The 24,188-nt window shown below is 44.2% G+C and carries 25 protein-coding genes; 7 read left to right on the forward strand and 18 right to left on the reverse strand.

Going from position 1 to position 24,188, the window contains the following annotated elements; translation table 11 throughout:
* Positions 1-12: 12 nt before the first annotated feature.
* Positions 13-1,737: a neutral/alkaline non-lysosomal ceramidase N-terminal domain-containing protein gene (locus C8N29_RS08960; protein WP_107865718.1), complete on the reverse strand. Its 1,725-nt coding sequence runs from the start codon at positions 1,735-1,737 to the stop codon at positions 13-15.
* Positions 1,738-1,934: 197 nt separating this feature from the next.
* Between C8N29_RS08960 and C8N29_RS08965 the strand changes: the two genes are divergently transcribed.
* Complete coding sequence (locus C8N29_RS08965; protein WP_170106944.1) at positions 1,935-2,735, forward strand: SDR family NAD(P)-dependent oxidoreductase; 801 nt, start codon at positions 1,935-1,937, stop codon at positions 2,733-2,735.
* Here the strand turns inward: C8N29_RS08965 and C8N29_RS08970 are convergent.
* Positions 2,728-3,384, reverse strand: coding sequence for a TetR/AcrR family transcriptional regulator (locus C8N29_RS08970; RefSeq protein ID WP_107865720.1), 657 nt, complete (start codon positions 3,382-3,384; stop codon positions 2,728-2,730). The genes C8N29_RS08965 and C8N29_RS08970 overlap by 8 nt on opposite strands.
* A gap of 681 nt (positions 3,385-4,065) precedes the next feature.
* Here C8N29_RS08970 and C8N29_RS08975 point away from each other — a divergent pair.
* Positions 4,066-4,431 carry a response regulator transcription factor gene (locus tag C8N29_RS08975; protein ID WP_107865721.1) on the forward strand — a complete coding sequence of 122 codons (366 nt, stop codon included), beginning with the start codon at positions 4,066-4,068 and terminating at the stop codon, positions 4,429-4,431.
* A 22-nt stretch (positions 4,432-4,453) separates the two neighbouring features.
* Here C8N29_RS08975 and trmB read toward each other — a convergent pair whose 3' ends face one another.
* The 6 genes from trmB to ftsY all read right to left on the reverse strand — a co-directional run bounded on the left by trmB (position 4,454) and on the right by ftsY (position 8,922).
* Positions 4,454-5,167 (reverse strand): tRNA (guanosine(46)-N7)-methyltransferase TrmB, encoded by a 714-nt coding sequence (gene trmB / locus C8N29_RS08980; RefSeq protein WP_107865722.1) that lies wholly within the window; start codon positions 5,165-5,167, stop codon positions 4,454-4,456.
* 15 nt (positions 5,168-5,182) lie between these two features.
* Positions 5,183-5,965 carry a thiazole synthase gene (locus tag C8N29_RS08985; RefSeq protein ID WP_107865723.1) on the reverse strand — a complete coding sequence of 261 codons (783 nt, stop codon included), beginning with the start codon at positions 5,963-5,965 and terminating at the stop codon, positions 5,183-5,185.
* Positions 5,966-6,012: 47 nt separating this feature from the next.
* Positions 6,013-6,213 (reverse strand): sulfur carrier protein ThiS, encoded by a 201-nt coding sequence (thiS, locus tag C8N29_RS08990; RefSeq protein ID WP_107865724.1) that lies wholly within the window; start codon positions 6,211-6,213, stop codon positions 6,013-6,015.
* Positions 6,213-6,581, reverse strand: a complete 369-nt coding sequence (locus C8N29_RS08995; protein ID WP_107865725.1) for a DUF423 domain-containing protein — start codon at positions 6,579-6,581, stop codon at positions 6,213-6,215. The genes thiS and C8N29_RS08995 overlap by 1 nt, the downstream gene beginning before the upstream one ends.
* A 60-nt stretch (positions 6,582-6,641) precedes the next feature.
* Positions 6,642-7,514: an RNA polymerase sigma factor RpoH gene (rpoH, locus tag C8N29_RS09000; protein WP_204509312.1), complete on the reverse strand. Its 873-nt coding sequence runs from the start codon at positions 7,512-7,514 to the stop codon at positions 6,642-6,644.
* A gap of 175 nt (positions 7,515-7,689) precedes the next feature.
* Complete coding sequence (gene ftsY / locus C8N29_RS09005; protein ID WP_107865727.1) at positions 7,690-8,922, reverse strand: signal recognition particle-docking protein FtsY; 1,233 nt, start codon at positions 8,920-8,922, stop codon at positions 7,690-7,692.
* Between the two features lie 354 nt (positions 8,923-9,276).
* Here ftsY and C8N29_RS09010 point away from each other — a divergent pair, with 354 nt between their 5' ends.
* Genes C8N29_RS09010 through C8N29_RS09025 form a run of 4 tightly spaced genes read left to right on the forward strand, consistent with a single transcriptional unit; the run spans position 9,277 to position 13,618 of the window.
* On the forward strand, positions 9,277-10,608 hold the full coding sequence (locus tag C8N29_RS09010) for a M16 family metallopeptidase (protein WP_107865728.1): 1,332 nt from the start codon (positions 9,277-9,279) through the stop codon (positions 10,606-10,608).
* Entirely contained in the window at positions 10,605-12,008 is a 1,404-nt protein-coding gene (locus C8N29_RS09015) for a M16 family metallopeptidase (protein ID WP_170106945.1), read from the forward strand. Before C8N29_RS09010 ends, C8N29_RS09015 begins: the two co-directional genes overlap by 4 nt.
* The gene (gene rsmD / locus C8N29_RS09020) at positions 12,005-12,583 is read left to right on the forward strand and encodes a 16S rRNA (guanine(966)-N(2))-methyltransferase RsmD (protein ID WP_107865730.1); all 579 of its coding nucleotides are present in this window, start codon (positions 12,005-12,007) and stop codon (positions 12,581-12,583) included. Before C8N29_RS09015 ends, rsmD begins: the two co-directional genes overlap by 4 nt.
* 3 nt (positions 12,584-12,586) lie before the next feature.
* Complete coding sequence (locus tag C8N29_RS09025) at positions 12,587-13,618, forward strand: hydrolase (RefSeq protein ID WP_107865731.1); 1,032 nt, start codon at positions 12,587-12,589, stop codon at positions 13,616-13,618.
* A 49-nt stretch (positions 13,619-13,667) separates the two neighbouring features.
* On the opposite strand, the gene ccmE is transcribed toward C8N29_RS09025, so the two are convergent.
* The 6 genes from ccmE to C8N29_RS09055 form a co-directional block, all read right to left on the reverse strand.
* Positions 13,668-14,105 (reverse strand): cytochrome c maturation protein CcmE, encoded by a 438-nt coding sequence (gene ccmE / locus C8N29_RS09030; RefSeq protein WP_107865732.1) that lies wholly within the window; start codon positions 14,103-14,105, stop codon positions 13,668-13,670.
* 18 nt (positions 14,106-14,123) lie between these two features.
* Entirely contained in the window at positions 14,124-14,327 is a 204-nt protein-coding gene (gene ccmD / locus C8N29_RS09035) for a heme exporter protein CcmD (RefSeq protein WP_107865733.1), read from the reverse strand.
* The gene (locus C8N29_RS09040) at positions 14,317-15,093 is read right to left on the reverse strand and encodes a heme ABC transporter permease (RefSeq protein WP_107865734.1); all 777 of its coding nucleotides are present in this window, start codon (positions 15,091-15,093) and stop codon (positions 14,317-14,319) included. The genes ccmD and C8N29_RS09040 overlap by 11 nt, the downstream gene beginning before the upstream one ends.
* Positions 15,094-15,095: 2 nt before the next feature.
* Positions 15,096-15,767, reverse strand: a complete 672-nt coding sequence (gene ccmB / locus C8N29_RS09045; RefSeq protein ID WP_107865735.1) for a heme exporter protein CcmB — start codon at positions 15,765-15,767, stop codon at positions 15,096-15,098.
* 1 nt (position 15,768) lies between these two features.
* Positions 15,769-16,398, reverse strand: a complete 630-nt coding sequence (gene ccmA, locus C8N29_RS09050) for a cytochrome c biogenesis heme-transporting ATPase CcmA (RefSeq protein WP_107865736.1) — start codon at positions 16,396-16,398, stop codon at positions 15,769-15,771.
* Positions 16,399-16,611: 213 nt separating this feature from the next.
* Positions 16,612-17,535 (reverse strand): lipase family alpha/beta hydrolase, encoded by a 924-nt coding sequence (locus C8N29_RS09055; RefSeq protein WP_107865737.1) that lies wholly within the window; start codon positions 17,533-17,535, stop codon positions 16,612-16,614.
* A 636-nt stretch (positions 17,536-18,171) separates the two neighbouring features.
* Between C8N29_RS09055 and C8N29_RS09060 the strand changes: the two genes are divergently transcribed.
* Positions 18,172-18,804 carry a DedA family protein gene (locus C8N29_RS09060; protein WP_107865738.1) on the forward strand — a complete coding sequence of 211 codons (633 nt, stop codon included), beginning with the start codon at positions 18,172-18,174 and terminating at the stop codon, positions 18,802-18,804.
* A 53-nt stretch (positions 18,805-18,857) separates the two neighbouring features.
* Here the strand turns inward: C8N29_RS09060 and C8N29_RS09065 are convergent, their stop codons facing one another.
* The 4 genes from C8N29_RS09065 to C8N29_RS09080 form a co-directional block, all read right to left on the reverse strand.
* On the reverse strand, positions 18,858-19,625 hold the full coding sequence (locus C8N29_RS09065) for a glutathione S-transferase N-terminal domain-containing protein (RefSeq protein WP_107865739.1): 768 nt from the start codon (positions 19,623-19,625) through the stop codon (positions 18,858-18,860).
* A 95-nt stretch (positions 19,626-19,720) separates the two neighbouring features.
* On the reverse strand, positions 19,721-20,557 hold the full coding sequence (locus C8N29_RS09070) for a M48 family metallopeptidase (protein ID WP_107865740.1): 837 nt from the start codon (positions 20,555-20,557) through the stop codon (positions 19,721-19,723).
* A gap of 382 nt (positions 20,558-20,939) precedes the next feature.
* Entirely contained in the window at positions 20,940-22,484 is a 1,545-nt protein-coding gene (locus C8N29_RS09075; protein WP_107865741.1) for an FGGY-family carbohydrate kinase, read from the reverse strand.
* A 1-nt stretch (position 22,485) separates the two neighbouring features.
* Positions 22,486-24,063 carry a glycerol-3-phosphate dehydrogenase/oxidase gene (locus C8N29_RS09080; protein WP_204509310.1) on the reverse strand — a complete coding sequence of 526 codons (1,578 nt, stop codon included), beginning with the start codon at positions 24,061-24,063 and terminating at the stop codon, positions 22,486-22,488.
* Between the last annotated feature and the right edge of the window lie 125 nt (positions 24,064-24,188).

Here is a 24,188-nt window from a genome sequence, read left to right on the forward strand (position 1 = left end):
GAGCTGCGTTTTTTAACGCCTTGGCGGCGTTAAATTACTCCTTAAAGCCAACTCATGTGCAGGTACGGGCAAAGGTTGGGTGTGTTGGTCATACTGACGCTGATGTGCAGGCAAGGCGAACTGCTCGGCTAGTTTGGCAAAACACGTTTGAAAAGCAGCTAAGGTCCATTGGCCATAAATCGTATGGCCGCCTTCATACGCCTGTTGTTGATATTCTTCGTAGGTGGTGACATAACCCATGTAGTCATTACAATAGGTACAAATTAACACCTGCTCAATGTTTGCAGTCGCTAAGATTTGTCCCACGGTTTGTACCACCCGCTGCCCTGCAATAGTCGTAAATTCACCAGGACAACAAACAATAGCTATATTACCTAGACGCACAATTTGAATCGGCAATACCGTTGGCACCATTGCGCTTTCCTTCATGGCTCCTTTCGCCGCTTGACGTTTTAACTCTGCCACTAAGGGATCGGCAATCGCAGGCACCATTAATTTATCAATCGCTTGCCCCAAAACTTGTTTACGCCCTGCTTCGAGCATAATATCCTTAACCCCTTGGGCAGCATATAAACGTTGATAATACTGCTGCTCGGCTAGCGTTAATTTGTGCAAACGCCGCAAACGCGTGGTTTTAACCACACGCGCTAGTTGCTTGGCAACTTTACCAATGGCCATAGGCATACCCGGCCCATCCACACGCGTACCTGTAAAAAATGCCACACCATGACACGGCTGGCTGGTAAACGCTTGCTGTTCGCCATTGGCAAAACGAGGTTCAGCATGTTGATTGCTTAAATCGACATAAGTCAAAATGGCATCTAACGCGCCTGTAATGGGTAAACTAGCTTGTTGAATAATCTTTAATGCGTGTTCGGCTTGCAGGCGACCATTTTGCTCGGCATAGGTATATTCTTTTTCTCCCTGCCACTGCTTGCGACGCACAATATCATTTGGCCCATGATAATGGGGTGACACATCCCCTGCTGTTGCTTGTGCAAAAATTGCCACAGGTGCAGTAATGCCTTGTTGTGTCAATGCAGCTTCGGCAGCCACCGCCGCATAGCCTTTGTTATCGGCACAATATTTAGTTTGATTATTACCCACCGCCGTTGCATGAACCCCAAACAACGACACAAACGCTGCTACTTGTCCTTGATGACGAATCGCTAAAACAGGCATTTCTCGGTTTAAGGCTAAATGACATTGCTGATGATTTAATTTTGTCACTTCAGGATTACGATTATAAGCCTCTAATGAACGATTCCACGCCACTGCTGTCGTTTCGGCAAAGGCCGCATGTGCCAAGCTCAGCTCGACAGGTTCTAAATGTGCGCGTGCTACTAATAATGCATCAACCGTTGCTAACACAATTTGCGCTAAGTTATCTGGCACAAAACCGGGGGTCACCACATTATACAAGGCATCGTGAGTGCATCCGCCCGGCCCTGAATGGGTATGCGTACAGGTTAAGACCAAACGCTCTGGGTTAAAGTGCTCACCAAGTTTTGCACGAAGTTGACGAATAATTGTGCTGCGCATGGCATAAGTAATGTAGCCCAAATCTAAACAACAAAAGGCTATTTCATTACCCTGTTCATCTGCCAACCAAATAGCGCGCGCAAATAACGGCGTTTGTTGTCCCCATGCACGGTTATGCCACATACCATAGCCCATCATCGCATAGCCTTGCGCTTTGACTAAAATCTCGCGCTTACTCCAACCTGCTTTAAACATGGCCAACCCTCAAAACCTGAATTATCGTCAGCTTAAATAGTCGCATATCTCTACTTTTTGTCAATACGTGCACTTAACTTCTTTAGATAAACAAAAAATCTAATCGTTAACCGTATTATCAGATTGATTTTTAGTCAATCTAGCTTTAACCTGACATATATTCAGCTTTATAACAACAATAGCAGATGGAGCTTTTTATGAAAGACATGCAATTTACCCATAAATGGGTCTTAGTGACAGGCGCATCTTCTGGGCTTGGCTTAGAAATGGCCACGCAACTTGCCGAGCAACATCAGGCTAATTTGATTTTAGTTGCCCGTCGTGAAGCTCAGTTACTGGCACTCAAACAAGACTTAGAACAAAAATCAGGCATTCACTGTCATGTGATTGCTGCCGATTTATCACTTGCTCACGACGTTGAACGTGTTTATCAACAAGCCACCCAACTGGCGGATATTTATGGCGTAATTTTGAATGCAGCGGTGACCCATTTTGGCGAACATCACGAATTAGCATGGCCTGACTTTGAAAAAATGCTTGCGCTAAACGTTACCAGTGTTGTGCGTTTACTTAGCTTATTTAGCCAATATCTGAAAGAAAAAAATCAAGGTGGAGGCATGATGGTGATTAGTAGCATGGCAGGTTTGTTGCCTATTCCCTACCAAGCGGCCTATGCAGGTACAAAAGCTTTTGTCACCAATTTTACCCAAAGCCTTGCCCTCGAACAGCATCAGCAAAACCTGTCTTTAACGGTGTTTTCACCAGGCGGCATTGATACCGAAATGACCAGCAATAGTCGTTTAAAGTATTTTCAAAATACGCCATTACTGCAAAGCGTAGAATCATGCGCCAGTGAAGGCATTGCCGCCATGCAAGCACGTAAAAATCTCGCTGTTTCTGGTTTGCTAAATCGCCAACAGCTTTTTGTGAGTCGGTTTTTGCCTCGGCAATTAATTGGTTTGATTACACGCAAAGCGTATGCCCAAGCGTTTAATTAAGCGCAGAATTTTTAGAATTTTGAATATAGTGGACTAACAGTGTATCCACCATCTCGGTGAGTTCTTCTAATAGGGCTTGCGCTTCTTCGGGCGTAGATAATAACGCTTCTTGCAATACTTGATCACACGACTGGCTTAAAATCCAGCCTAAACGTTGGGCGCGACGTAAGGTTAAAGGGGTACGACGTACCAATACTTCACAAATGACATCAGCAATACGGCGATTTGACTCACGTACTAAGGCTTGCAAGGAAGGTTCGGCACGTAACGCGGTCAACAACGAGACATAACCAGGGGTTTGATGATACAACTGGTACAAGGTTTGGAGTAATTCGTGGGTGCTTTGTTCGTTAGATACCGCAAAGGCGTTTAAACGCTCTGACAAATTATTATCAACCATGGTCATGGTGCGTTCGGCTAAAGCGGCAAAAATCGCCAAACGATTTTCAAAATAGTGATACACGGTTGCTGGCGATAAGTCGGCGGCTTCTGCAATGGCGAGCATGGTGGTGGCTTCAACACCTTGTTGCACCAACAAATTGGCGGTGGCATCTAAAATGGTATTGAGCTTTTGCCGTGAACGTTCTTGTACGGGTGACACACGCTGGCGTGGACGTTGAACTGCTTGCAATGTGTCTGAACGTGCCATGAGCTTATCCTTTGAATGAAACTAGAAGACTGACGTATTTTTAGAGCATACTTGGTTGAACGTAGTCATAACCTATTTAGTAGGTCAACACATCAAAACTATGAAATTACTTTCAACTTAATGATGAGGATTTTAACAAATGTATTCTTGTTCACCAATGCCTCATAACAAGATTGCTAGAATCCTACAGGGTCGATTATCACCCAATACTCATTTGTGTTTTCTTCGCCTGAATACAGACCCTATATATCATTGATTTGTATTGATGAAATCAAAATAGCAAAACTGTATTAAAACAACCTGCGCGAAAGCTATTTTTAGCATCAAAAAGCATAAGTCGAGCCACGTTGTACGGCGGTTTGTTATTCTGAAGACCTCTAACTTATACCTGAATATGCTGGTATTAAATAGGCAAGCAGACTTACTACATGCGTGAGCAATAGCTGCCTCTTAATTGACAAGATAGTTTGTTTTCCCTAATTGGTATGACTTATGTGAGTCTACGTATTGGCCATCACAAGAAAAAAGTCAGCAAATATACATCTACACTCTATTGCTAATTGTGCAAAAAAAATTATGATGTAGATAGCAGAAGACTCAAAAAACATCTAAGCTAAAACTAAAATCACGCACTTCATGATTGACGCAATAAACAACTAAAACTATAAGCAGAGGTAAGTTATGGCACATATCTTAGTCATCGACGACTCCCCCACGTTTCATGCCACCATTGGAGCCATGCTACGCAAACACGGTCATGAATGTGTGTTCGAGACTAATGGTGAAGCAGGGATTGCCACCGCCACCGCCATTCAACCTGATGTGATTTTGATGGATATTATTATGCCTGGTATGAGCGGTTTTCAGGCCACACGGGTGATTAGCAAAAAAAGTGAGACCTCACATATCCCCGTCATTATCGTCAGTACCAAAGACCAACCAAGTGATAAAGTCTGGGGCTTACGTCAAGGTGCTTGTGATTATTTAGTCAAAGAGTTTAGCGAAGATGCCCTGATTCATGCCATCAATCAGGTACTCAAAAAATAACCCTCAAACAGAGGGTTATGACTTAGGCCGTTTTATGAAACAAGACATCCCACACACCATGTCCTAAATTTTGCCCACGCATTTCAAACTTCGTCAGTGGTCTGTAGTCGGGTCGTGGTGAAAATTGCCCTTTTCCCATCATATTAGTGTAACCCTCACTGGCTTCCAAAATATCAAGCATCCATAGGGCATAATGTTCCCAATCAGTCGCTGCATGAAACACACCACCTAACTTAAGTTTTTGGCGAATCAATTGCATGTGATGTAACTGCACAAAACGGCGTTTATGGTGCTTCTTCTTTGGCCACGGGTCGGCAAAATAGAGCTGAACGGTATCAATACTAGCATCAGTAAAATAATGCTCCAGCATCAATAACGCATCACCGTCGATAATACGTAAGTTTTTTAACTGACGCTCGCCCGCTTCATAACAAATTTGCGCTAAACCATTGGGATGAATCTCAATACCAATAAAGTCACGCTCAGGGGCAGCTAATGCCATTTCAACGAGTGAGAACCCCATACCAAAACCAATTTCTACGGTTAAGGGTGCATGACGGCCAAATACCTGCTGTTGGTCAAACTGCCGCGCTTCGGTTTCTAATAAATAATAGGTGCCATAGTCATCAATACCCTTTTGCTGTGATGCTGTGTATGCAGAAGAACGACGCATAAAGGTCATAATACGACGTGGGTATTCTTTTTTAACAATAGCGCTATCTATGGAGTCGGTCATCTTACGTCACTTACTTTAGAAAAACTTACCTTCTAATGGGCTAGAGGCAGAAGCGTATAATTTTTTGGGCATACGACCCGCTAAAAAGGATTCTCTACCTGCTTCTACTGCTTTTTTCATGGCAGATGCCATTAAAATAGGGTGTTGTGCTTTGGCAATGGCTGTGTTCATCAGGACACCAGCACAGCCGAGCTCCATGGCAATCGCTGCATCAGACGCTGTGCCTACGCCCGCATCAACAATAATTGGTACTGTCGCTTGTTCCATAATAATGCGCAAATTATAGGGATTGACAATGCCCAAGCCCGAGCCAATCAAGCTCCCTAAAGGCATGACGGCAATACAGCCCATGTCTTCGAGTTGTTTGGCAATAATTGGGTCATCTGAGGTATACACCATGACTTGAAAACCGTCCTTAACCAAGACGTCTGCTGCTTTTAGCGTTTCAACGACATTAGGATATAAGGTTTTATCATCACCCAATACTTCGAGTTTGACCAGTGAGTGGCCGTCTAACAGCTCACGCGCCAAACGACAGGTACGTACCGCTTCTTCTGCGTTATAGCAACCTGCAGTATTCGGAAGAATGGTATATTTGTCGGGTGAAATTACGTCTAATAAATTCGGCTCACCTGCATGTTGGCCAATATTTGTTCTACGCACGGCAACAGTCACTATTTCGGCACCACTGGCCTCAATGGCAAGCTGTGTTTCTCCAAGGTCTTTATATTTGCCTGTACCCACTAATAAACGTGATTGGTACTGACGACCTGCTAAGGTAAATACATCATGATTCATAAACAGCAGTTTCCCTGACAGGGCTAATAGACATAATCGAAAGTGGCTTAACCGCCACCAATGGCATGAACAATTTCTAATCTATCGCCAGCCTGTAATAAACAGTGCGCATGTTGACTTTTGGGCACAATATCTTGATTAAGTTCGACTGCAATTCGTCGGCCTTCTAAACCGAGTGTATGAATGACATCCGCAATCGTTGTATTGTCTGCATACTCTTTGGATTCACCATTGACTAAAACTTGCATTAAATACCTCGCTGCCATGCACTATACGCCAACCATAACCATGCGACAATAAACGCTGTTCCACCAATAGGCGTAATCGCACCAAACCATCGCGGTGCGCCTAAAGTCATGGCATATAATGACCCACTAAACACTATAATACCAAATTGTAATGTCCACACACTGCCCTTAGCCAAATTTAACTGGGGTTGTGCAGCCATGAGTACACCAATCAACAACATGCCCAACGCATGATACACATGATAATCAATGCCTGTATGCCACCAGGCTAATTGCTCAGGTGTCACTTTTGCTTTTAAGCCATGCGCGCCAAACGCTCCCAGTAATACAGCAAGGGCTAAATTAAGCGCAGCTAATGCAATAACCATGTATTTTTCTCACCAAAACAAACGCCGCGATAAACGCGGCGCTAGTGTAGTCGGATTTTTTCAAGCCGTCATTAAGGCTGACTTAATTTTATCCATCGCATTTTTTTCAAGCTGACGAATACGTTCGGCAGAAACGCTGTATTCAGCCGCTAATTCATGTAGTGTGGCTTTATCTTCGGCCAACCAACGACGTGTTAAAATGTCGCGAGAACGGTCATCCAACCGATTTAACGCGTTCATCAGAAGTTCCGTACTATTGTCTTCCCAATCACTTTCTTCAAGCTGACGCGCAGGGTCATAACGATTATCTTCTAAGTAATAGGCAGGTGCTTGGTGCTGTTTGTCTTCATCATCATCTAAATGTGCTTCAAAAGACGCATCAAAGGCGGACAATCGACCTTCCATTTCTAAGACTTGGGCAGGTGTCACTTTTAAGTCATGCGCAATAGATTCAGCCTCAACATGCGTTAAACCGTGACTCCCCTTTTTGAGGCTACGCAAGTTAAAAAATAATTTGCGTTGCGCTTTGGTCGTAGCAACTTTGACAATACGCCAATTTTTAATCACAAATTCGTGGATTTCGGCTTTAATCCAATGTACGGCAAAAGACACCAAACGCACGCCCATATTAGGGTCAAAACGCTTTACAGCCTTCATTAAACCCACATTCCCTTCTTGGATGAGGTCGGCTTGCTGTAAACCATAACCCGCATAACTGCGTGCAATATGGACAACAAAACGTAGGTGAGCTAACACTAATTGACGGGCAGCTTCTAAATCTTGTTCATAAAAGTAACGCTCGGCTAATTCGCGCTCTTCATCAGCAGATAAAATAGCTACCTGATTGACACTAGAAATGTAGGCTCCCAGATTGACACCGGGAACAGAGAGCGTCACAGGCACTAAACTGCGACTATTGCTCATGTCAGTAATCTCCACTCAAGAATAAGTATGTATATTTTGATATTAACGCGAACATCGCCTGCTTGCTAGAGGCTTATGTCGCAGTTTTAGCCCTGTTATGTAATTTTTCTTTACAGTGTCTAGATGCGCACAGTCAGGTATAGCCCCTGTTACAACAGGGGCTACAGACGCGGATTACCCAGTGTTAATTATCCGTTTGGAATAAAGCAGCCACAAACTCTTTAGCGGCAAAAGGACGCAAATCGTCGATTTTTTCACCCACGCCAATAAATCGAATCGGGACATGCGTACGGCTGGCAATATTAAACAATACACCACCTTTGGCAGTGCCATCTAATTTGGTAATGGTCAACCCTGTTAAGCCAACGACTTGGTCAAATTCTTGTACCTGATTTAGGGCATTTTGACCTGTACCTGCATCAACGACTAACATGACTTCATGCGGGGCAGTGCCATCAACCTTTTGTAGAACACGTTTGACTTTACGCAATTCCTCCATCAAATGGCCTTTGTTATGTAAACGTCCTGCCGTATCCACAATCAAAACATCCATTTCTTTGGCTTTGGCACTTTGTAAGGCATCAAATGCTACCGATGCCGAGTCTGCGCCCGTACTTTGGGCAACGACAGGAATATTATTCCGTTGTCCCCAAACTTGTAGCTGTTCAACAGCGGCTGCGCGGAAGGTATCGCCTGCGGCTAACATGACTTTTTTGCCTTCAAATTGTAGACGCTTCGCTAATTTACCAATGGTTGTGGTTTTGCCCACACCATTGACACCCACCATTAAGATGACATACGGTTTTTTGTGTGTATCAATCTGCAAGGGTTTGACGCGCGGTGCCAACAATTCAACGAGCTCTTGCTGGAGCGCCTTATATAATCCGTTGGAATAAATAAGCTCTTTACGGGTCACACGGTCTGTTAAGCGGTCAATGATGGTACGGGTTGCATCAATACCCATATCAGCAACCAACATTTGTGTTTCTATTTCTTCTAATAATTCATCGTCAATTTCTTTACCGCCAATTAACAAGCTGACCATACCATTGGTGAACTGGTCACGGGTGCGGCTTAAACCGACTTTCATCCGTCCAAAAAATGATGAACCGACATTCACGTCTGCCGAGGGGGTCACACTGGGGGCAGGCTCTGTCGTGTGGGCAACAACTTCTTGAACCAGTACTTCAGTACGTGGATTTTCAATAATCGGCACATCTACCGCAGGCAAGCTGGGCAACGTGACATCTAAACTGCCCTCATATTCATAATAGGCGGGTTCTTCGCCTTGGTCAGGCACTGTGATTGGCGTGTCGTCAGGTGTTTGCTGCACCGCAGTGCCTGCTTCTTCTTTTGTAGCCGTCCATGAAAACCAAGACTTTATTCCTGCTTTATTAGCAGACTGATTATCCGACATAGTTCTATCCACACAGATGACAAGATGGGGTGAAGTGTATTTACCACAGCATATGCCGTCAGCAAGCTCGGCCTACATGCTTATGCACAATATTTAGACCTATGTGCTGTACCACACTTCGCCCTACAAGGTTGATGACACGGCTTCGTTATCACTTACGCTCGCCAGTGCCTATATTAAAAGTGCGCTATGCTACCATACTTTATACGAATTGATGTGTCGCTGATGTGTGCTGTTTGATGGGCGTGCGTAGTCGTTGTTTAACATTTCTCTACTGTCATCACGTTGATAAACTATTCAATATAAGCGCTTATTCAGGTGTCGCTATTGTTATTGAGATGGATTTGAAAAAATATGTTTAAACGATTGACTCTATTAAGCCTGTTACTCTTGCCTGTATGGGCACAGGCAGCAACGACCGAGTTTAGCTTAAATAACGGCCTCAAAGTGGTAGTTCGTGAAGACCATCGGTCGCCTGTTATCGTCACTCAGGTCTGGTATAAAGTAGGTTCTAGTTATGAACAAGCAGGATACACAGGCCTATCACACGCCTTAGAACACATGATGTTCAAAGGCACGTATAAAGTCCCTGCGGGTGAATTTTCTCGTTTAGTTGCGTATTTAGGCGGTGAAGATAACGCGTTTACCACCGATGACTACACGGCTTATTATCAATTGTATAGCAATAATCGTTTGCCTTTAGCACTGGAGTTAGAGGCTGACCGTATGGTGAACTTACAACTCAAGGAAGAAGACTTCAAACAAGAAATTCGTGTCGTTATGGAGGAGCGTCGTCAACGTACGGATGATAATCCTCAGGGCTTGGCTTTGGAACGCTTTCAATCCTTAGCGATGTTAACCACGCCTAGTCGTAATCCGACCATTGGTTGGATGAATGACCTCAACAATCTCAGCGTCAATGACCTCAAACAGTGGTATCAACAGTGGTATGCCCCTAATAACGCAACCTTAGTCGTCGTGGGGGATGTCAAACCCGAACAGGTAAAACAATTAGCCGAACAATATTTTGCTAATATTCCTGCCCAGACCATTCGTAAAGCCCCGCCAGCTAAAGAGTTACGTCACATTGGCGAACGCACCATGACGCTAGAGTTACCTGCCAAAGTCGCTAATCTATACATAGGATTTAACGTACCTAGTCTCACCAGTGCCGAAAAACCCAAAGAGGTTTATGCGCTGCGTATGTTATTAGGCGTCTTAGATCTGGGCTTAAGCGCACGTTTAGAAACACGTTTAGTGCGCGAACAACGGCTACTGACGGCGGTCAGTAGTGGCTACAATCCCTTTAGTCGCGGGGACACATTATTGACTATTACCGCAATTCCAGCCGAAGGTTATAGCTTAGAGCAAGCTAAAGCCGCTATTTTAGATGAGATTAACAAACTCAAAACCGACACCATCTCGGATGAAGAGCTCAAACGAGTTTATGCAGCGATTTTGGCAGATGACGTGTTTGGAAAGGACTCTATCAGTGACCAGGCGAACGAAATTGGCGTATTAGAAAGTCTAGATTTAGGTTGGCAAACAGCCGATGACGTTCCTAAGCAACTGCAAAGTATTACTAAAGATGATATTCGTCAGGCCGCTCAAACATGGCTGACTGCCCCCAATATGACGACCCTTTTCTTAAAACCGACACAATTAAACGTCGGAGATGCACAATGAAAAAAACCTTACTGTCACTCGCCCTGCTTGCCAACCTCAGTTATGCCGCGCCCGAAGGGACGACGGTCACCGCAGGCCCACTCACGGCGTTAGATAAACTCTCGAGCTTTAATAGCGTTAAAAGCGCTCCCATTCCTAAACGTAATATTGCCATTGAAAATTGGCAAACACAAAACGGGGCGAAGGTTTTATTTGTCGCTGCTCAAGAGTTACCGATGGTCGATGTGCGCTTATTATTTGATGCAGGTTCGGCACGCGATGGTGATAAATTCGGTCTCGCCAGTTTAGTCAGCCGCATGCTAGATGAAGGCACGCCTACCCGTAATACCGACCAAATTGCAGCCAGCTTTGAAAATATAGGTGCTACTTTTAGCAGCGCTGCCTATAGAGACATGTTTATTGTCGATTTACGGGTATTGAGTGACCCACAATATTTAGAGCCTGCACTTGATGTCTATAGCGATATTATCGCTAATCCTATATTTCCTGATGCCGCCTTTAAGCGTATTTTTGATGGCGCACAAGTTGGCCAACAACAAAAATTACAGTCGCCTTCCGCTCAGGCCAGCATATTGTTTTATCAACATTTATACGGTAGTCATCCCTATGCTCATCCCTCTAATGGCACACCCGATAGTCTAAAAAAAATTACAACCAACGACCTCAAACAATTTCATCAACAATATTTTGTCGCTAATAATGCCACCATTGCCATTGTTGGCGCGTTATCTCGTGAGCAAGCCCAACAAGTGGCTGAAAAAATCAGCCGAGGTCTCAATGCAGGCCAAGCAGCCGCTAAACTCAACACCGTGACACCACTGGCCAAAGCAGTACATAAACACCTCAGCTTTCCGTCCCAACAAACGCATATCATGATGGGTCAAGCCAGTATTCAACGCGGCAACCCAGACTATGAAGCCTTATATGTTGGTAACGAAATTTTAGGCGGTGGTGGCTTCAATAGCTTATTAATGAATGAGTTACGAGAAAAACGGGGCTTAACCTATGGGGTGTACAGCTCGATTGTACCGATGCATGTGCAAGGCCCCTTTATTGTCAGCTTATCAACGCGTAGCGACCAAACCCAACAAGCCTTAGATTTACTGCGTACGAATTTGCGGCAATTTATTCGTGACGGGGTCAGCGACAGCCAACTTCAAGAAGCCAAAGATAACATTTTGGGTAGCTTTCCCTTAAGCACGTCCAGTAATAGCAGTATTTTGGCTTATTTAGGTTCGATTGGCTTTTATAATTTACCGCTTGATTATCTCGATAGTTTTAATGAGCGTATTAACCGTGTGACCAGTTCACAAATCAAAGCAGCCTTTCGCAAGCATATCCATCCTGACAAAATGTTGACTGTCACCGTTGGTCAAGGCATCACGGTAGCCAATCCATGAAAAAACTGACTACTAGCACCCTACGTATTATTGGTGGCCAATGGAAACGCCGCACAATCAGTTTTTTGGCGATTGAAGGTCTACGCCCCACACCCGACCGTGTCCGCGAAACCTTGTTTAATTGGCTACAATTTGACATACAGGGTAAACACTGTCTGGATTTATTTGCAGGGAGTGGTGCATTGGGGCTAGAAGCGTTATCTCGTGGGGCAACAAGCTGTTTATTTTGCGAAAAACATGCCGCGCAAGCCAAACATTTAGGAGAGCAATGTCTACACTTAGGCAAGCCAAACACGGTAAAAATGGGTGACAGCTTAAGTTTATTACCCCAATTAGTGCCTCAATGTTTTGATATTGTCTTTATCGACCCCCCCTACGCCTTAAAATTATGGGCTGCTAGTTGTCAACTGTTGGTTGAGCATCAACTGATTAGCACAAACAGTGTGGTGTATTTGGAGGCTGACTGTGACTGGCAAAGTCTTGGCTTAACTGGCCAATGGCAATGCCTTAAAAGTACCAAAGCAGGTACAGTACAGGGCTTTTTAGCCCACTATCGCCCTTTGGAGGATAATTAAGAAATGACGCCGCCCTCATTCAAAAAAGGTTTTTTTGTCAGCCCATTTCGGCCTGCGTCTGGTTTGGCTAATGCCCATTTACAAACGCTGTTCCCTTCATTTCATCGACGTAAACCCTTATCGCTCAAGCGGGAACGACAAAAAATTTACTTAGCTGACGGAGATTTTTTACTACTGGATTATCATACACCTAAACAATGCGAGCCTAATGCGCCCTTAGTACTGGTTATTCATGGCCTAAGTGGGTCAAGCGAATCACACTATGTACTGGGTTTACAACGCGCTTTGGCTGCTATTGGCTGGCCCAGTGTGGCGATGAACTGCCGTGGCGCCACAGAACCCAATCAACAAACCCGTGCGTATCATGCAGGCGCAAGTGATGACGTGATTGCGGTCTATCAACATTTACTGCAACATCAAGCGCGTCCGATAATGATTGTCGGTTATTCCTTGGGCGGTGCCATGACCTTAAAAACACTGGCGGAATTGGGCACAGACGAGCGGCTTTGGGCAGGCGTTGCCGTTTCTGCCCCCTTAGAATTGGGTATTTGTGCTCAACGCTTAGATAGAGGCTTATCCAAAATCTACCGCCGTTATTTACTGACAGGTTTACGGCAATTATGGGAAGCCAAACATGCACATTTTGTACAACAGGGTGCGCAAGCACAAGCACAGCAAATAGCAGAATGCTTGGCTAAGTCGCCCTATCAGTCATTTTGGCAGTTTGATGACCAATTGATGGCACCTTTACATGGATTCGACAATGTACATGATTATTACAGCCGTTGTCGCCCTACACAGTTTTTGACTCATATTCGTACACCGACACTGATTATTCATGCCCATGATGACCCGTTTATGTCATCTGATGTCATTCCTCCTAGCCATACGCTATCGTCATGTATTCATTTTGAATTGGCACAACAAGGCGGCCATGTGGGGTTTATTACAGGGTCGATTCAAAAGCCGATTTATTATTTAGAACAACGCATCCCTGCATTTTTACAGATGATTCAACGCCAACATGCGCATTGATAAATCCTGTAGTTTGTCTTTAGTTGTATGCGTTTAGCAAAACATAACACTATTTCCCTTGTGGATGACCTGCTTCTGTAATCGCCTCTTTAACTTGCGGTGGCATATAGTTTTCATCGTGTTTCGCCAACACTTCTTCGGCTTCGACACGGCCATTGACAAAATGGCCATTTGCCACGATACCCGTCCCTTCTTTGAATAAATCTGGCAAAATCCCTGTATAAGTAACAGGGATTTCATGCTTTAAGTCACTGATTAAAAAGGTCACGGCTAAAGACTGGGGGTCGCGTGATACCGAACCTTTGACAACTAAGCCACCTGCTTGAATACGTTGACCCGAATTGGCCTCGCCTTGCGCCAACTGTGTTGGCGTATAAAATAAATTAATATTTTGCCGCATAGCATACATTGCTAAACCAACCGCAATACCAATCCCTGCCACCAATACCAAGATTAAAATGAGTTTACGTTGACGTTTAGGATTCATAGCGTCTCTCTATAAAGTTCAGGAATTTGGGGTTTTCAAGGCATTTACGCGCTGCGCATCACGTTTTGCTTGCTGCTGTTGTTCCCTAAAAAACTGTTGACGCTCGCGTTGTATTAACCAAAACAAACTGATAATGGCTACAAAAGTTAAACCATAACTCGACCACACATAGACACCGTGCGTGCCCATTGCCATAAACTCTGCCCATGAATTAAAGGCCATGTTTTTGCTCCGTATGCTGCTGTACTAATTCTTTGACCCACTGACTACGACGTTCACGTTGCAAAATAATGTTGCGGGTTTTTAATAAAGTTAATAAAGCAAATAAACAATAAAAGCCAAACATCATCACTAATAAAGGCATCCACATTTCTGCTGGCATTTTAGGTTTAGCGGTCAGGGTGAAGGTGGCACCTTGATGCAGTGTATTCCACCAAACCACAGAATATTTAATAATGGGTAAATTGATAACCCCAACAATCGATAAAATGGCGGCTGCTTTTGCGCCTGTGGCGCTGCTTTCATAAGCGTTATAAAGCGCGATAACCCCCAAATATAAAAACAATAAAATCAACATCGAGGTTAAGCGTGCGTCCCACACCCAATAAGTCCCCCATGTTGGTTTACCCCATACCCCACCTGTCACTAAGGCCAAAAAACAAAACACCGCGCCTAAGCCTGCAATCGCACGTGCCACCATTTCGGCAGTTTTAATCTTCCATACTAAACTAATGACTCCACAAATTGCTAAAGCAAAGTAGGCACTCATTGCTAAACTGGCAGACGGCACATGAATAAAAATAATACGATAACTATTGCCCTGATAATAATCGGGTGGCGCAAACGCCAAACCCCAAACCGTACCTAGGCTAATCAACAACGCTGAGATGATTGCTAACCAAGGAATAAATGCACCACTAATACGATAAAAATGCTTAGGGCTGACGGTTTGCTCAAAGGTTTGCCACATACGTTTTAACCAAGACATGCCTAACCTCCTACTGCTAAGCGTAATGCGGCTGCAACCGCTAAGGGTGTGAGTGTCAATGCTAAAACTAGAAATGCCGCCAATAAGGCTAAATAACCTTCTATCGCTAAGCCACTTAACGAAGCCTGTACGGCGGCAGTTGCAAAAATAATAATAGGAATATGCAAGGGTAAGGTGAGTAGTGGGACTAATACACCGCCTTTACGTAAGGAAACCGTAAGGGCTGCCCCAATCGCACTCAGCAAACTTAACGTAGGTGTGCCCATCAATAAAGTCAAAAATAAAGCGTAAGCCGCCTGTTCTGGCAAATGTAATAATAAAGCGGCAATGGGACTTAATAAGGTTAAACACGCCCCCGTTTGTAACCAATGGGCGAATACTTTGCCAATCACAATAAGGCTTAAGGGCGCAGAACTCACCATTAACTGCTCTAAACTACCGTCTTCATAATCTTGTCTAAATAGACTATCCATCGACAATAAAACTGACAACAAGGCCGCAATCCACACAATGCCACCTGCCATCGCAGCGAGTTTGGCAGGGGTAGAATCGATTGCTAATGGAAATAGGGTGATGACCATGACAAAAAAACAGAGCGGATTTAACCATTCCCCTCCCTGCCGCATGGTCAATTTCAAGTCACGGCTAATCACCGCCCAAACAGATGCCCACATGTTAGCTACGCTCCGCAAACTGACTTAAATCCAGCTGACGAACAGGGACACCCGCCGTAAAAACATGATGCGTCGTCAACAAGACCATCCCACCCTGCTGACAATGTTGCTGTAACCAACCTTCTAAGGCTTGAACCCCTGCCAAATCAATTGCAGTAAACGGCTCATCCAATATCCATAGCGGTGATTGCTCTAAAAATAAACGGGCTAAGGCAACACGGCGTTTTTGACCTGCGGATAAGTTAGCAATGGGTACATCTTCGTATCCTGCTAAGCCCACCTTTGCCAACGCGTGCTCAATCGTGTTAGGCGACACTTTTTTTTGTCGTAATTGCAATAAAAAGACTAAGTTTTCGATAGGATTAAGCAGCATTTTAAGACCCAAAAGGTGTCCCAAAAAACTGACATTTTGTCTAAACAGGTGCGGACTCTCTTGAATAGATTGCTGCTGCCAAAAAATTTCACCCGCAGACAAGGGTGCCAAGCCCATCAAACCATGTAATAAAGTCGTTTTACCCGTCCCATTGGGCCCGACTATTTGCAGCATTTCACTGGGATGAAGGCTAAAGTCTAGCTGACTAAACAACACTCTATCATCGCGCACTGCCTGCAAATGGGTAACTGCCAGCAACTTTACTCTCCCAACAAGGGACATCAATCAGGGCGGCGATTATAACTGAATTCGGGATATGTCCACAGCATCAATACGGTATTTATACATAACTCAAAAAGAACAGTCGTTGGTCTCAGTAGATGTTGAGTAACCATGCTCAAGATAATCTGGCCAATCGCAGAAAATCGTGCATAAAAAAGGCAGCCTACGCTGCCTTATTACCATCCGCTCTTACAAGCCTGCCAGTTTTAAGCGGTTAGCATGCTCACGATACACTGATTTGGGGTCTGTTGAAAAAATATCGCGCAAACCAAACATCAGATTCACTTCGTCTAAATGATTCATCGAATAATTATCACGCAAAACAACGCCTAAATGGCTGCTGCATTGACTGACTAAACCATCATTTGCACCGCCAACGATTAAACTGGTCGCACCCAATAATACATCCGTAGGGTCTAAGACATTGGTTAAGGCCTTAGTGCCACTCCACGAATAAAATTTAATGTTATTCACAGTAGCCGCGCCTTGCCCACAAGCGGTAGTCGGCACACCCGCAGGATACTTGCTATTAAATGCCGCCGAGCCTGATGCCGATAAAGCCGCAATGCTATTTTTAGCGCTTTGATTAAAACTACCTGCACCGTTAAAAAACTCAATCACCCCTGCTAACGCATTCAGTGCCGCATAGGCAATACCACTTAATGAACCCGTCTTGGTCACTAAATCTGCAACTGGAGAACCTTTGACAGGACTACCAATCCCTGTGACTGAAGCAACACGACTTGGAATGGCGGCTGCGACATAACGAATGGAGTGACCACCGTGACTATGCCCCATCAAATTGACTTTGGCTGCCCCTGAAATTGCCAAGATATCTTTCACTTGTTTCAGTAACTGTTCGCCGCGCACTTCGGAGCTTTCTAAAGCCGCCACTTGTGTGACATAAACTTTAGCACCATTTGCCTGTAAATCAGACGGAATTTGATACCAATAGTCTACCGCACCACCAAGTAAAGACTTAAAACCAAACATACCATGTGCCAAAACAATCGGATATTTCGTTTGAGAATACGTAGAAGCCGCTTGTGCTTCCAGCGTGGTCGTGATGCTGAGTGCAGAAATAAGGGTGGTCAGTAGCGCTTTACGAATCATGGCAGTGAATCCTGTCTATGTTCTGGACTTGGGCATCAATACGGCTTTGTCGGTATCGCATGATATTGCGCTTAAACAAATACGTATTTGCTAAATACCTCAGTCCTGTGTTGTTGTTTTTGTCAGACTATAGGCAACACTTGGCTATCACAGAAAACAAGCGTCTGTGCATCGTTTGAATTGAGAAGTGTTGACGATAATCTGTTGTTTTTGTTTGTTATTTACCGCGATTGTGTGTGCTGCGGTTGATAAAATAGTAGACCAAACCCTTTCCGATGAAAAGCGTTTTTAGCAGGACAAATGGTTTTTTCGACAAGCGGTTTTTATACAACTGTCTTTTTTATTGTTAATTAAGGTCATTTATTTGTTTTAAGCTGCCAATACTGATAGCACTCTTGAGATGAATACTCTATTTTTTATATTAAAAACAAAGCGTTTATTGATTTATCTTACTTAAAAGCAAGACCACCTTGTCCGTTTTCGTCAAAAAATTGGCCTTAATTATCAGTTCCACTGAGCAAATCGGCAAAAATTGTCAGACAACTTTTGACGCCAATTAGTTACCGTTTATTGCTAATTTTTTGTGCTAAATTCAGTTATAGTTTGCGCGTTTAGGACTTTAACTTGAGCGCCGATATGTTTCTAATTGATTTTATTCTTCATGTTGACCAGCATCTTGCTGAATTTGTCGCCAACTATGGCCTATGGATTTACGCCATTCTATTCTTGATTGTTTTTGTTGAAACAGGTCTTGTCGTTATGCCCTTTTTACCAGGGGATAGCCTATTGTTTGCAGCGGGGGCTTTAGCTGCAATTGGCCAGATGAATCCCTTTATTTTGGGATTGGTTATTTTTGTCGCTGCCTTTTTAGGTGATACGTGTAATTACCATATTGGTAAACATTTAGGCCGAAAGATGATTGAGAAGTATCGCCTAATCAATATGAAATATTTACATGACACAGAAGCCTATTTTGCCAAACATGGCGGTAAAACCGTTGTTTTTGCGCGTTTTGTACCCATAGTACGCACGTTTAGTCCCTTTGTATCTGGCATGGGCGCTATGCCGTTTAAGCGTTTTATTTTATTTAGTATGTTTGGTTCAGCTTGTTGGATTTTATCTTTTGTCACTTTGGGGTACTTCTTCGGCACCTTACCTGTGGTGAAAGAAAACTTTACCCTCGTCATTTTTGGCATTATTGGTATTAGTTTTGCGCCTATTATCTTTCATGCCATTAAAGCCAAATTTAGCCCCGCCAATGCCAGTTAAATGACATATAAAAAAATGGCGCTTAAAGCGCCATTTTTTTTATAAGGCTATGCTTATCTGAGGGCATAGGTTTCTTCTAAATAACGTAAAATATCTTTAGATTCAAACAATTCAATATTCTGATTCACGTCTATTAAAAAGGGAACTTGTACTCGCCCTTTCTCTGCTAATAATTTAGCACGTTTACTGTTGGGAAGCGGATGGTACTCGCCTGTATGCAAACGGAATGTCGCAGGGCCTACATCGGCTAACTGTTGTTTACCTAAGTTAATCAATTTATAGGCTAACTCCAGTTGACATAATTTTTCACGCACAGGTCGAGAATAAGGACTGGCTTCAAAACTATATAAGACTAAAGGCTGTGGTGCAGGTTTTGAGGCTTGCGCTTGTAAGGCGGTGAGCTTAAAACGCGCTGTTGATGCTAAACGCGAGCTTAACAAATTGAGTGTACTGGCCTGCAAGGCTTTGGGGGTTGTACTGACTTTATACTGTTGGAACAAATACGCATTAATGGCTTGCGCACCCGCTAATTTAACGTGCGTATTGGGGTCAACTAAATAAGGAATGGTCACATCTGTACCCGCTTGTGCTTTTAATTCAGCACTAAAACGGCTTCCGCCTTGTGGGCAAGGATAAATGAGTACGTCTAAATTGAGCTCAGTCAGGGCTTCACGTACTAAACGACATTCGGCGTCGTCTTCTGCATCAAACAACATAGGGGTTAATACAGGTTGTTGAATGTGTTTACTTCCTGATGCGCCACGCCATCCTCTTAAGGTAGAACTGACAACTGACGACAAAATATTCAAATGATGCAGCATATTCCCCACTCCTTCACGTTAAAACTGACGCACTGATAGCAAACTGTCTCGTGCAGTATGATGCGCTTTTGTTAAAGAGTGGGTTTATAACCTACTTAAGTACGTGGAACAATCATTTTTACAGGGCTAGGTTTGCGTTTTGCTGCTTCGTATAACGGCATGACGGTCGGCATTTTGGTTTGTAACTCATTAATCCGTTGATTACTGGACGGATGGGTACTCAAAAAGGCTGGGGGTGCGCCTTTATTAGCCGCCGCCATTTTTTGCCATAAACTGATAGAAGCCCGTGGGTCATAACCTGCGCGCGCTAAAATCTCCAAGCCTATGACATCGGCTTCAGACTCTTGCCCACGACCATGAGGTAAGGTCAATCCTAGATGAGTCACCGTTTGTAAGACGGCGGCTTGTTTTGCATCCATATTAGTGACCATCGCTAATAGCGTCATACCCGCTTGTTGGGCATAGGCCTGCGAAATACGTTCACGACCATGCTCGCGTAAGGCATGGGCGATTTCATGTCCCATAATTGCAGCGATTTCGTCGTCTGTGAGTTTTAAGTTATTGATAATTCCTGTAAAAAACATAATTTTACCGCCAGGTGCGCAGTAAGCATTGAGGTCATTTCGCGTTTCTAAATTTACTTCCCATGCCCATGAAGGGGCTTCAGGCCTAAAAATGGCTGTTTGTGGAATAATACGGTCAGCAATTTTACGAATACGTTCTAAATTTGCTTTATCGGTATTTAATGCCCCCTTTTTTTGGGCAGCCGATAGCTCACCACGGTAAGACTGCAACGCCATCGCGTTGACTTGCTCAGTCGGTAATAACAGGAACTGTTTACGCTGTACGCCAATTGCACCTTCTTGTGTACTGCTACTACAGGCAGCAAGCAATACGAATAACGGGACGACGCTGTATTTACGCCAGTTCATGACTCAACTCCTAGACTCAGCACATCAAAATTTATGTGCTCACTATAGCATTTTCAAGTGCTTTTGTAGCTCATTCGCTGATACCCGCGTAAAGTACGGTCAACCTCTCGCTATATTTTCGTGAATTGTTGTGTCACTATGGCGGAAGACGTTAAGAAAAGCCTCTATACAGTGTCATGTCAGTCAATTAAGGGAAAATTATCCCTTAAAAATCCACCTTCGACCCTTCGGCAGGCTCAGGGCTGGCCAAGCTCAGGGTACATTTTTCGTTGGTTGAACGGTGGTCACCGAGCGCAGCCGAAGTGAGTCGAACCCAATAAAACATTCTTAACTGACTGGGATTATCTAGACAGTGTGATGAGTATTTGAGTTCGTCCCGCTATTAAAGCTGACACAAACGCTGTTGTTGATAGAGTTTGGCTAAACTGTCAAGCCACGGCAAATACACGTGTTGATAGCATTGTTGATAAAACCGCGCGTGCACGGCATTAGGATAAAAGACTTTATCAATCCGACTCATCGCAGCGACCGCAGTATCTAAATCAGGATAGATACGCATGCCAACGGCAGCGCACATAGCTGCTCCTAAGCCTGATGTTTCGCTAGTATGCGGTTTGTTGATGGGCATATTAAAGATATCCGCCGCCGTTTGCATGACCGCATCCGACTGTGAGCCACCCCCTGCCGCAAATAATTGTGTAATCACTTGCTTGGTTTGTTGTTCAACTTGTTGTTGGCCTTGTTTTAGCGCAAACAATAAGCCTTCAACTAAGGCTCTATACCAGTCAGCTTTCGTGTGTTGTGTGCTTAAACCCAATAATGCACCCTTAGAGATACTTTCGCCTGCACTTTGCACACTCAAGCTCGGTTGCCACAATAAACCATTTGCACCAGCAGGGGTCGAGGCTAACCATGTTTCTAATACCTCTAATGCTTGTTTCCCCTGTTGTTCAGCTGCCTGTATTTCTGGTGCTGCAATATGACGTCGAAAATAATTGACTAAAGCAAAACCTTGAGGAATCTGACTTTCTAGACAATAACGCTGCGGAACTAAGGCAGGATATGGAGGTAATGGCGGTTTGAGAGAAATATAGTTATAACTGATGGTATTGTAAGTCGCTGTTGTACCAAAACTGAGCGCACCTTGCCACGGATGAACACAGCCCGCCCCCATCACTTCACAGGCTTTATCTGCCCCTGCCGCTACAATGGCTAGGCCTGCAGGCAAGCCCAATTCTTGTGCTGCTGCCACAGGCAACTGTCCCAACAGTTTACCCGCAGCCACTAATTTGGGCAGTTTATCTAGGCTTAATCCCAACGCCTGCCAACGCCAATCCCAAGCGTGGTGCCATTGGTGTTTTTTATAATCAAAGGGAATATAGCCAACTTGCGAGGCGACAGCGTCCTTAAATTCCCCCGTCAGCTTGTAGGTCAAAAATCCTGATAACAATAAAAATTTATGTGTTTTTGCCCAAATATCGGGGCGATGTACGGCAAACCAGTTCGCTTGTGCGCGTAATCGTAATTGTCGAATCGTTTTTTGATGGCCACTGAGCTGGTGTAGCTTTTGCCAATATATCGCTAAAGATGGCAGACTCTCGGCTTCGCGTTCATCTAACCACAAAATCGCAGGATGTAACGCATTGCCGTGTTCATCAACCAGCACAACCGTCCCACGTTGTGTCGTCAGTGTCGCTGCGGTAATGGTATTAGGGTCAACACCTTGCTGCCATAATTGCTGACAAGCTGTTACCAAGCATTGCCAATAATAATTTGCATCTTGCTCGGCATAACCTTGCTTAACCGAAAAATACGGTGGGTCAAAACTGAGTTGACTGCGAGCAAGTAAATGCCCACGCTCATTAAAAACAAAGGCACGTAAACTTTGTGTACCGCAATCAATACTCAAAAAACGTGCCTTATTCATCTTATTTTAATCCTTGTGGCAAACTGTAATAACGTTGCCAAATTGATTGATAACGCGCCAACTCAGATTGCCAATAGCTTTCAGTCCATCCTTCAGCCAGTGCAATCGCTTTAATACGCTCGATATGGTGTAATCCGCCATCTACTAATAATAATCCTAAACGGCTACGTCTGAGCAATAAATCATCTAAATGTACGACTTGTTCATAACGCAACGCCCAACGTAACTCTGCCCATAACGTATAGGTTTCTGGAATAAATACCAACTCGTCTGCTGGCATTTCTTGCAAAAATTGGCCAGCCAAATAACCATATTTACCGATAAAGCGACGTTCTTGTGCGGCATCAAATGGCGTTTTTAAGTTGGCAGCTTGACTAAAAATCGCCGCTTTTTGCTCGCGTTGTTTAATACTAGGCAACCAAGGCTCGGCAGCCGTTAATACATCTTGTGCGATTTGGCGAAAAGTCGTGAGTTTACCACCTGATACACTGATTAGGCCGTTATCTGCCCATACTGCATGGTCACGACGTTCTTTAGAAGGGTCTAAACCTTTACCACTACTGACGATAGGACGTACCCCCGAAAAGGTCGCAATCACATCGGCTGTTGTTAATTTTGCCGTAGGGAACTCATGATTCGCTGCGCGTAAGAGATAGTTTACTTCCTCCGCCGTAATCACCGCCTCATCATCTAAATCCGTTTTATGGTCTAAGTCGGTTGTCCCAATCACCGTACGCCCTTCCCACGCATAAATAAACATGGCGCGTTGGTCGTCTGGATGAAATAAAATCAGTGCATCTTGTAAGGGCAAACGTTCGGCCGAAACGACTAAGTGACTGCCCCGTTGGGGACGAACACTCACGGTTTCAGGCGCAATTTGCTGGCGTAAGCGATTGACCCACGCACCTGTCGCATTCACAACCGTCTTTGTTTTTAGCGATACACGCTGGCCAGTCACTTCATCGACGACGTGTAAACCTACAATTTTTCCCTCTTGCATAATCGACTTTTCGGCTTTTACATAGTTCAAACAGACGCCACCGTCTTTGACAGCCTCATCTAATACCCGTAATACCAGACGGGTGTCATCGGTCACTGCATCGGTGTATCGAGACGCACCTAACAGTTTTTGACTACGGTAATTCGGGACACGCGCTAAAAACTTTTTAGCATTAAAATAGCTACGGTCTTTAATACCTGCCAAAAAGTCATACGCCATCAATAAGATAGCAAACGCCCAACGATTGGTTTTTATCCCACCGCCTTGATAATGTGCAAAAAAATAACTCATACGGTCAACCAAACCTGGCGCTTCTTGCAATAAACGCTCACGCTCCACTAAAGAATGTTTGGTTAATTTAATATCTCCCATCGCAATATAACGTAAACCGCCATGAACCATTTTAGAAGAACGGCTAGACGTGCCAAAGGCATAATCTTTTTGGTCTATCAACAAGACTTTGAGGCCAGTTCGTGCGGCTTCGCGGGCAACACCCGCCCCTGTAATACCGCCACCGACAACGACGATATCCCACTCTTGCTGAGCAAGCGATGGCCATAACTGTTCACGATTTAACATCTTTTTCTGTCCAATCATCAAAAAAATTCTACTAGTATCCTCAACATCGGTTTACTGTGAGCCGAGTATGCCAAGAAACACCACAAATAGATTACTTTTTAACCAACCATAACGCACAGGCCGCC

It is taken from the genome of Agitococcus lubricus (assembly GCF_003051055.1).
In the GTDB taxonomy this organism is placed as follows: domain Bacteria; phylum Pseudomonadota; class Gammaproteobacteria; order Pseudomonadales; family Moraxellaceae; genus Agitococcus; species Agitococcus lubricus.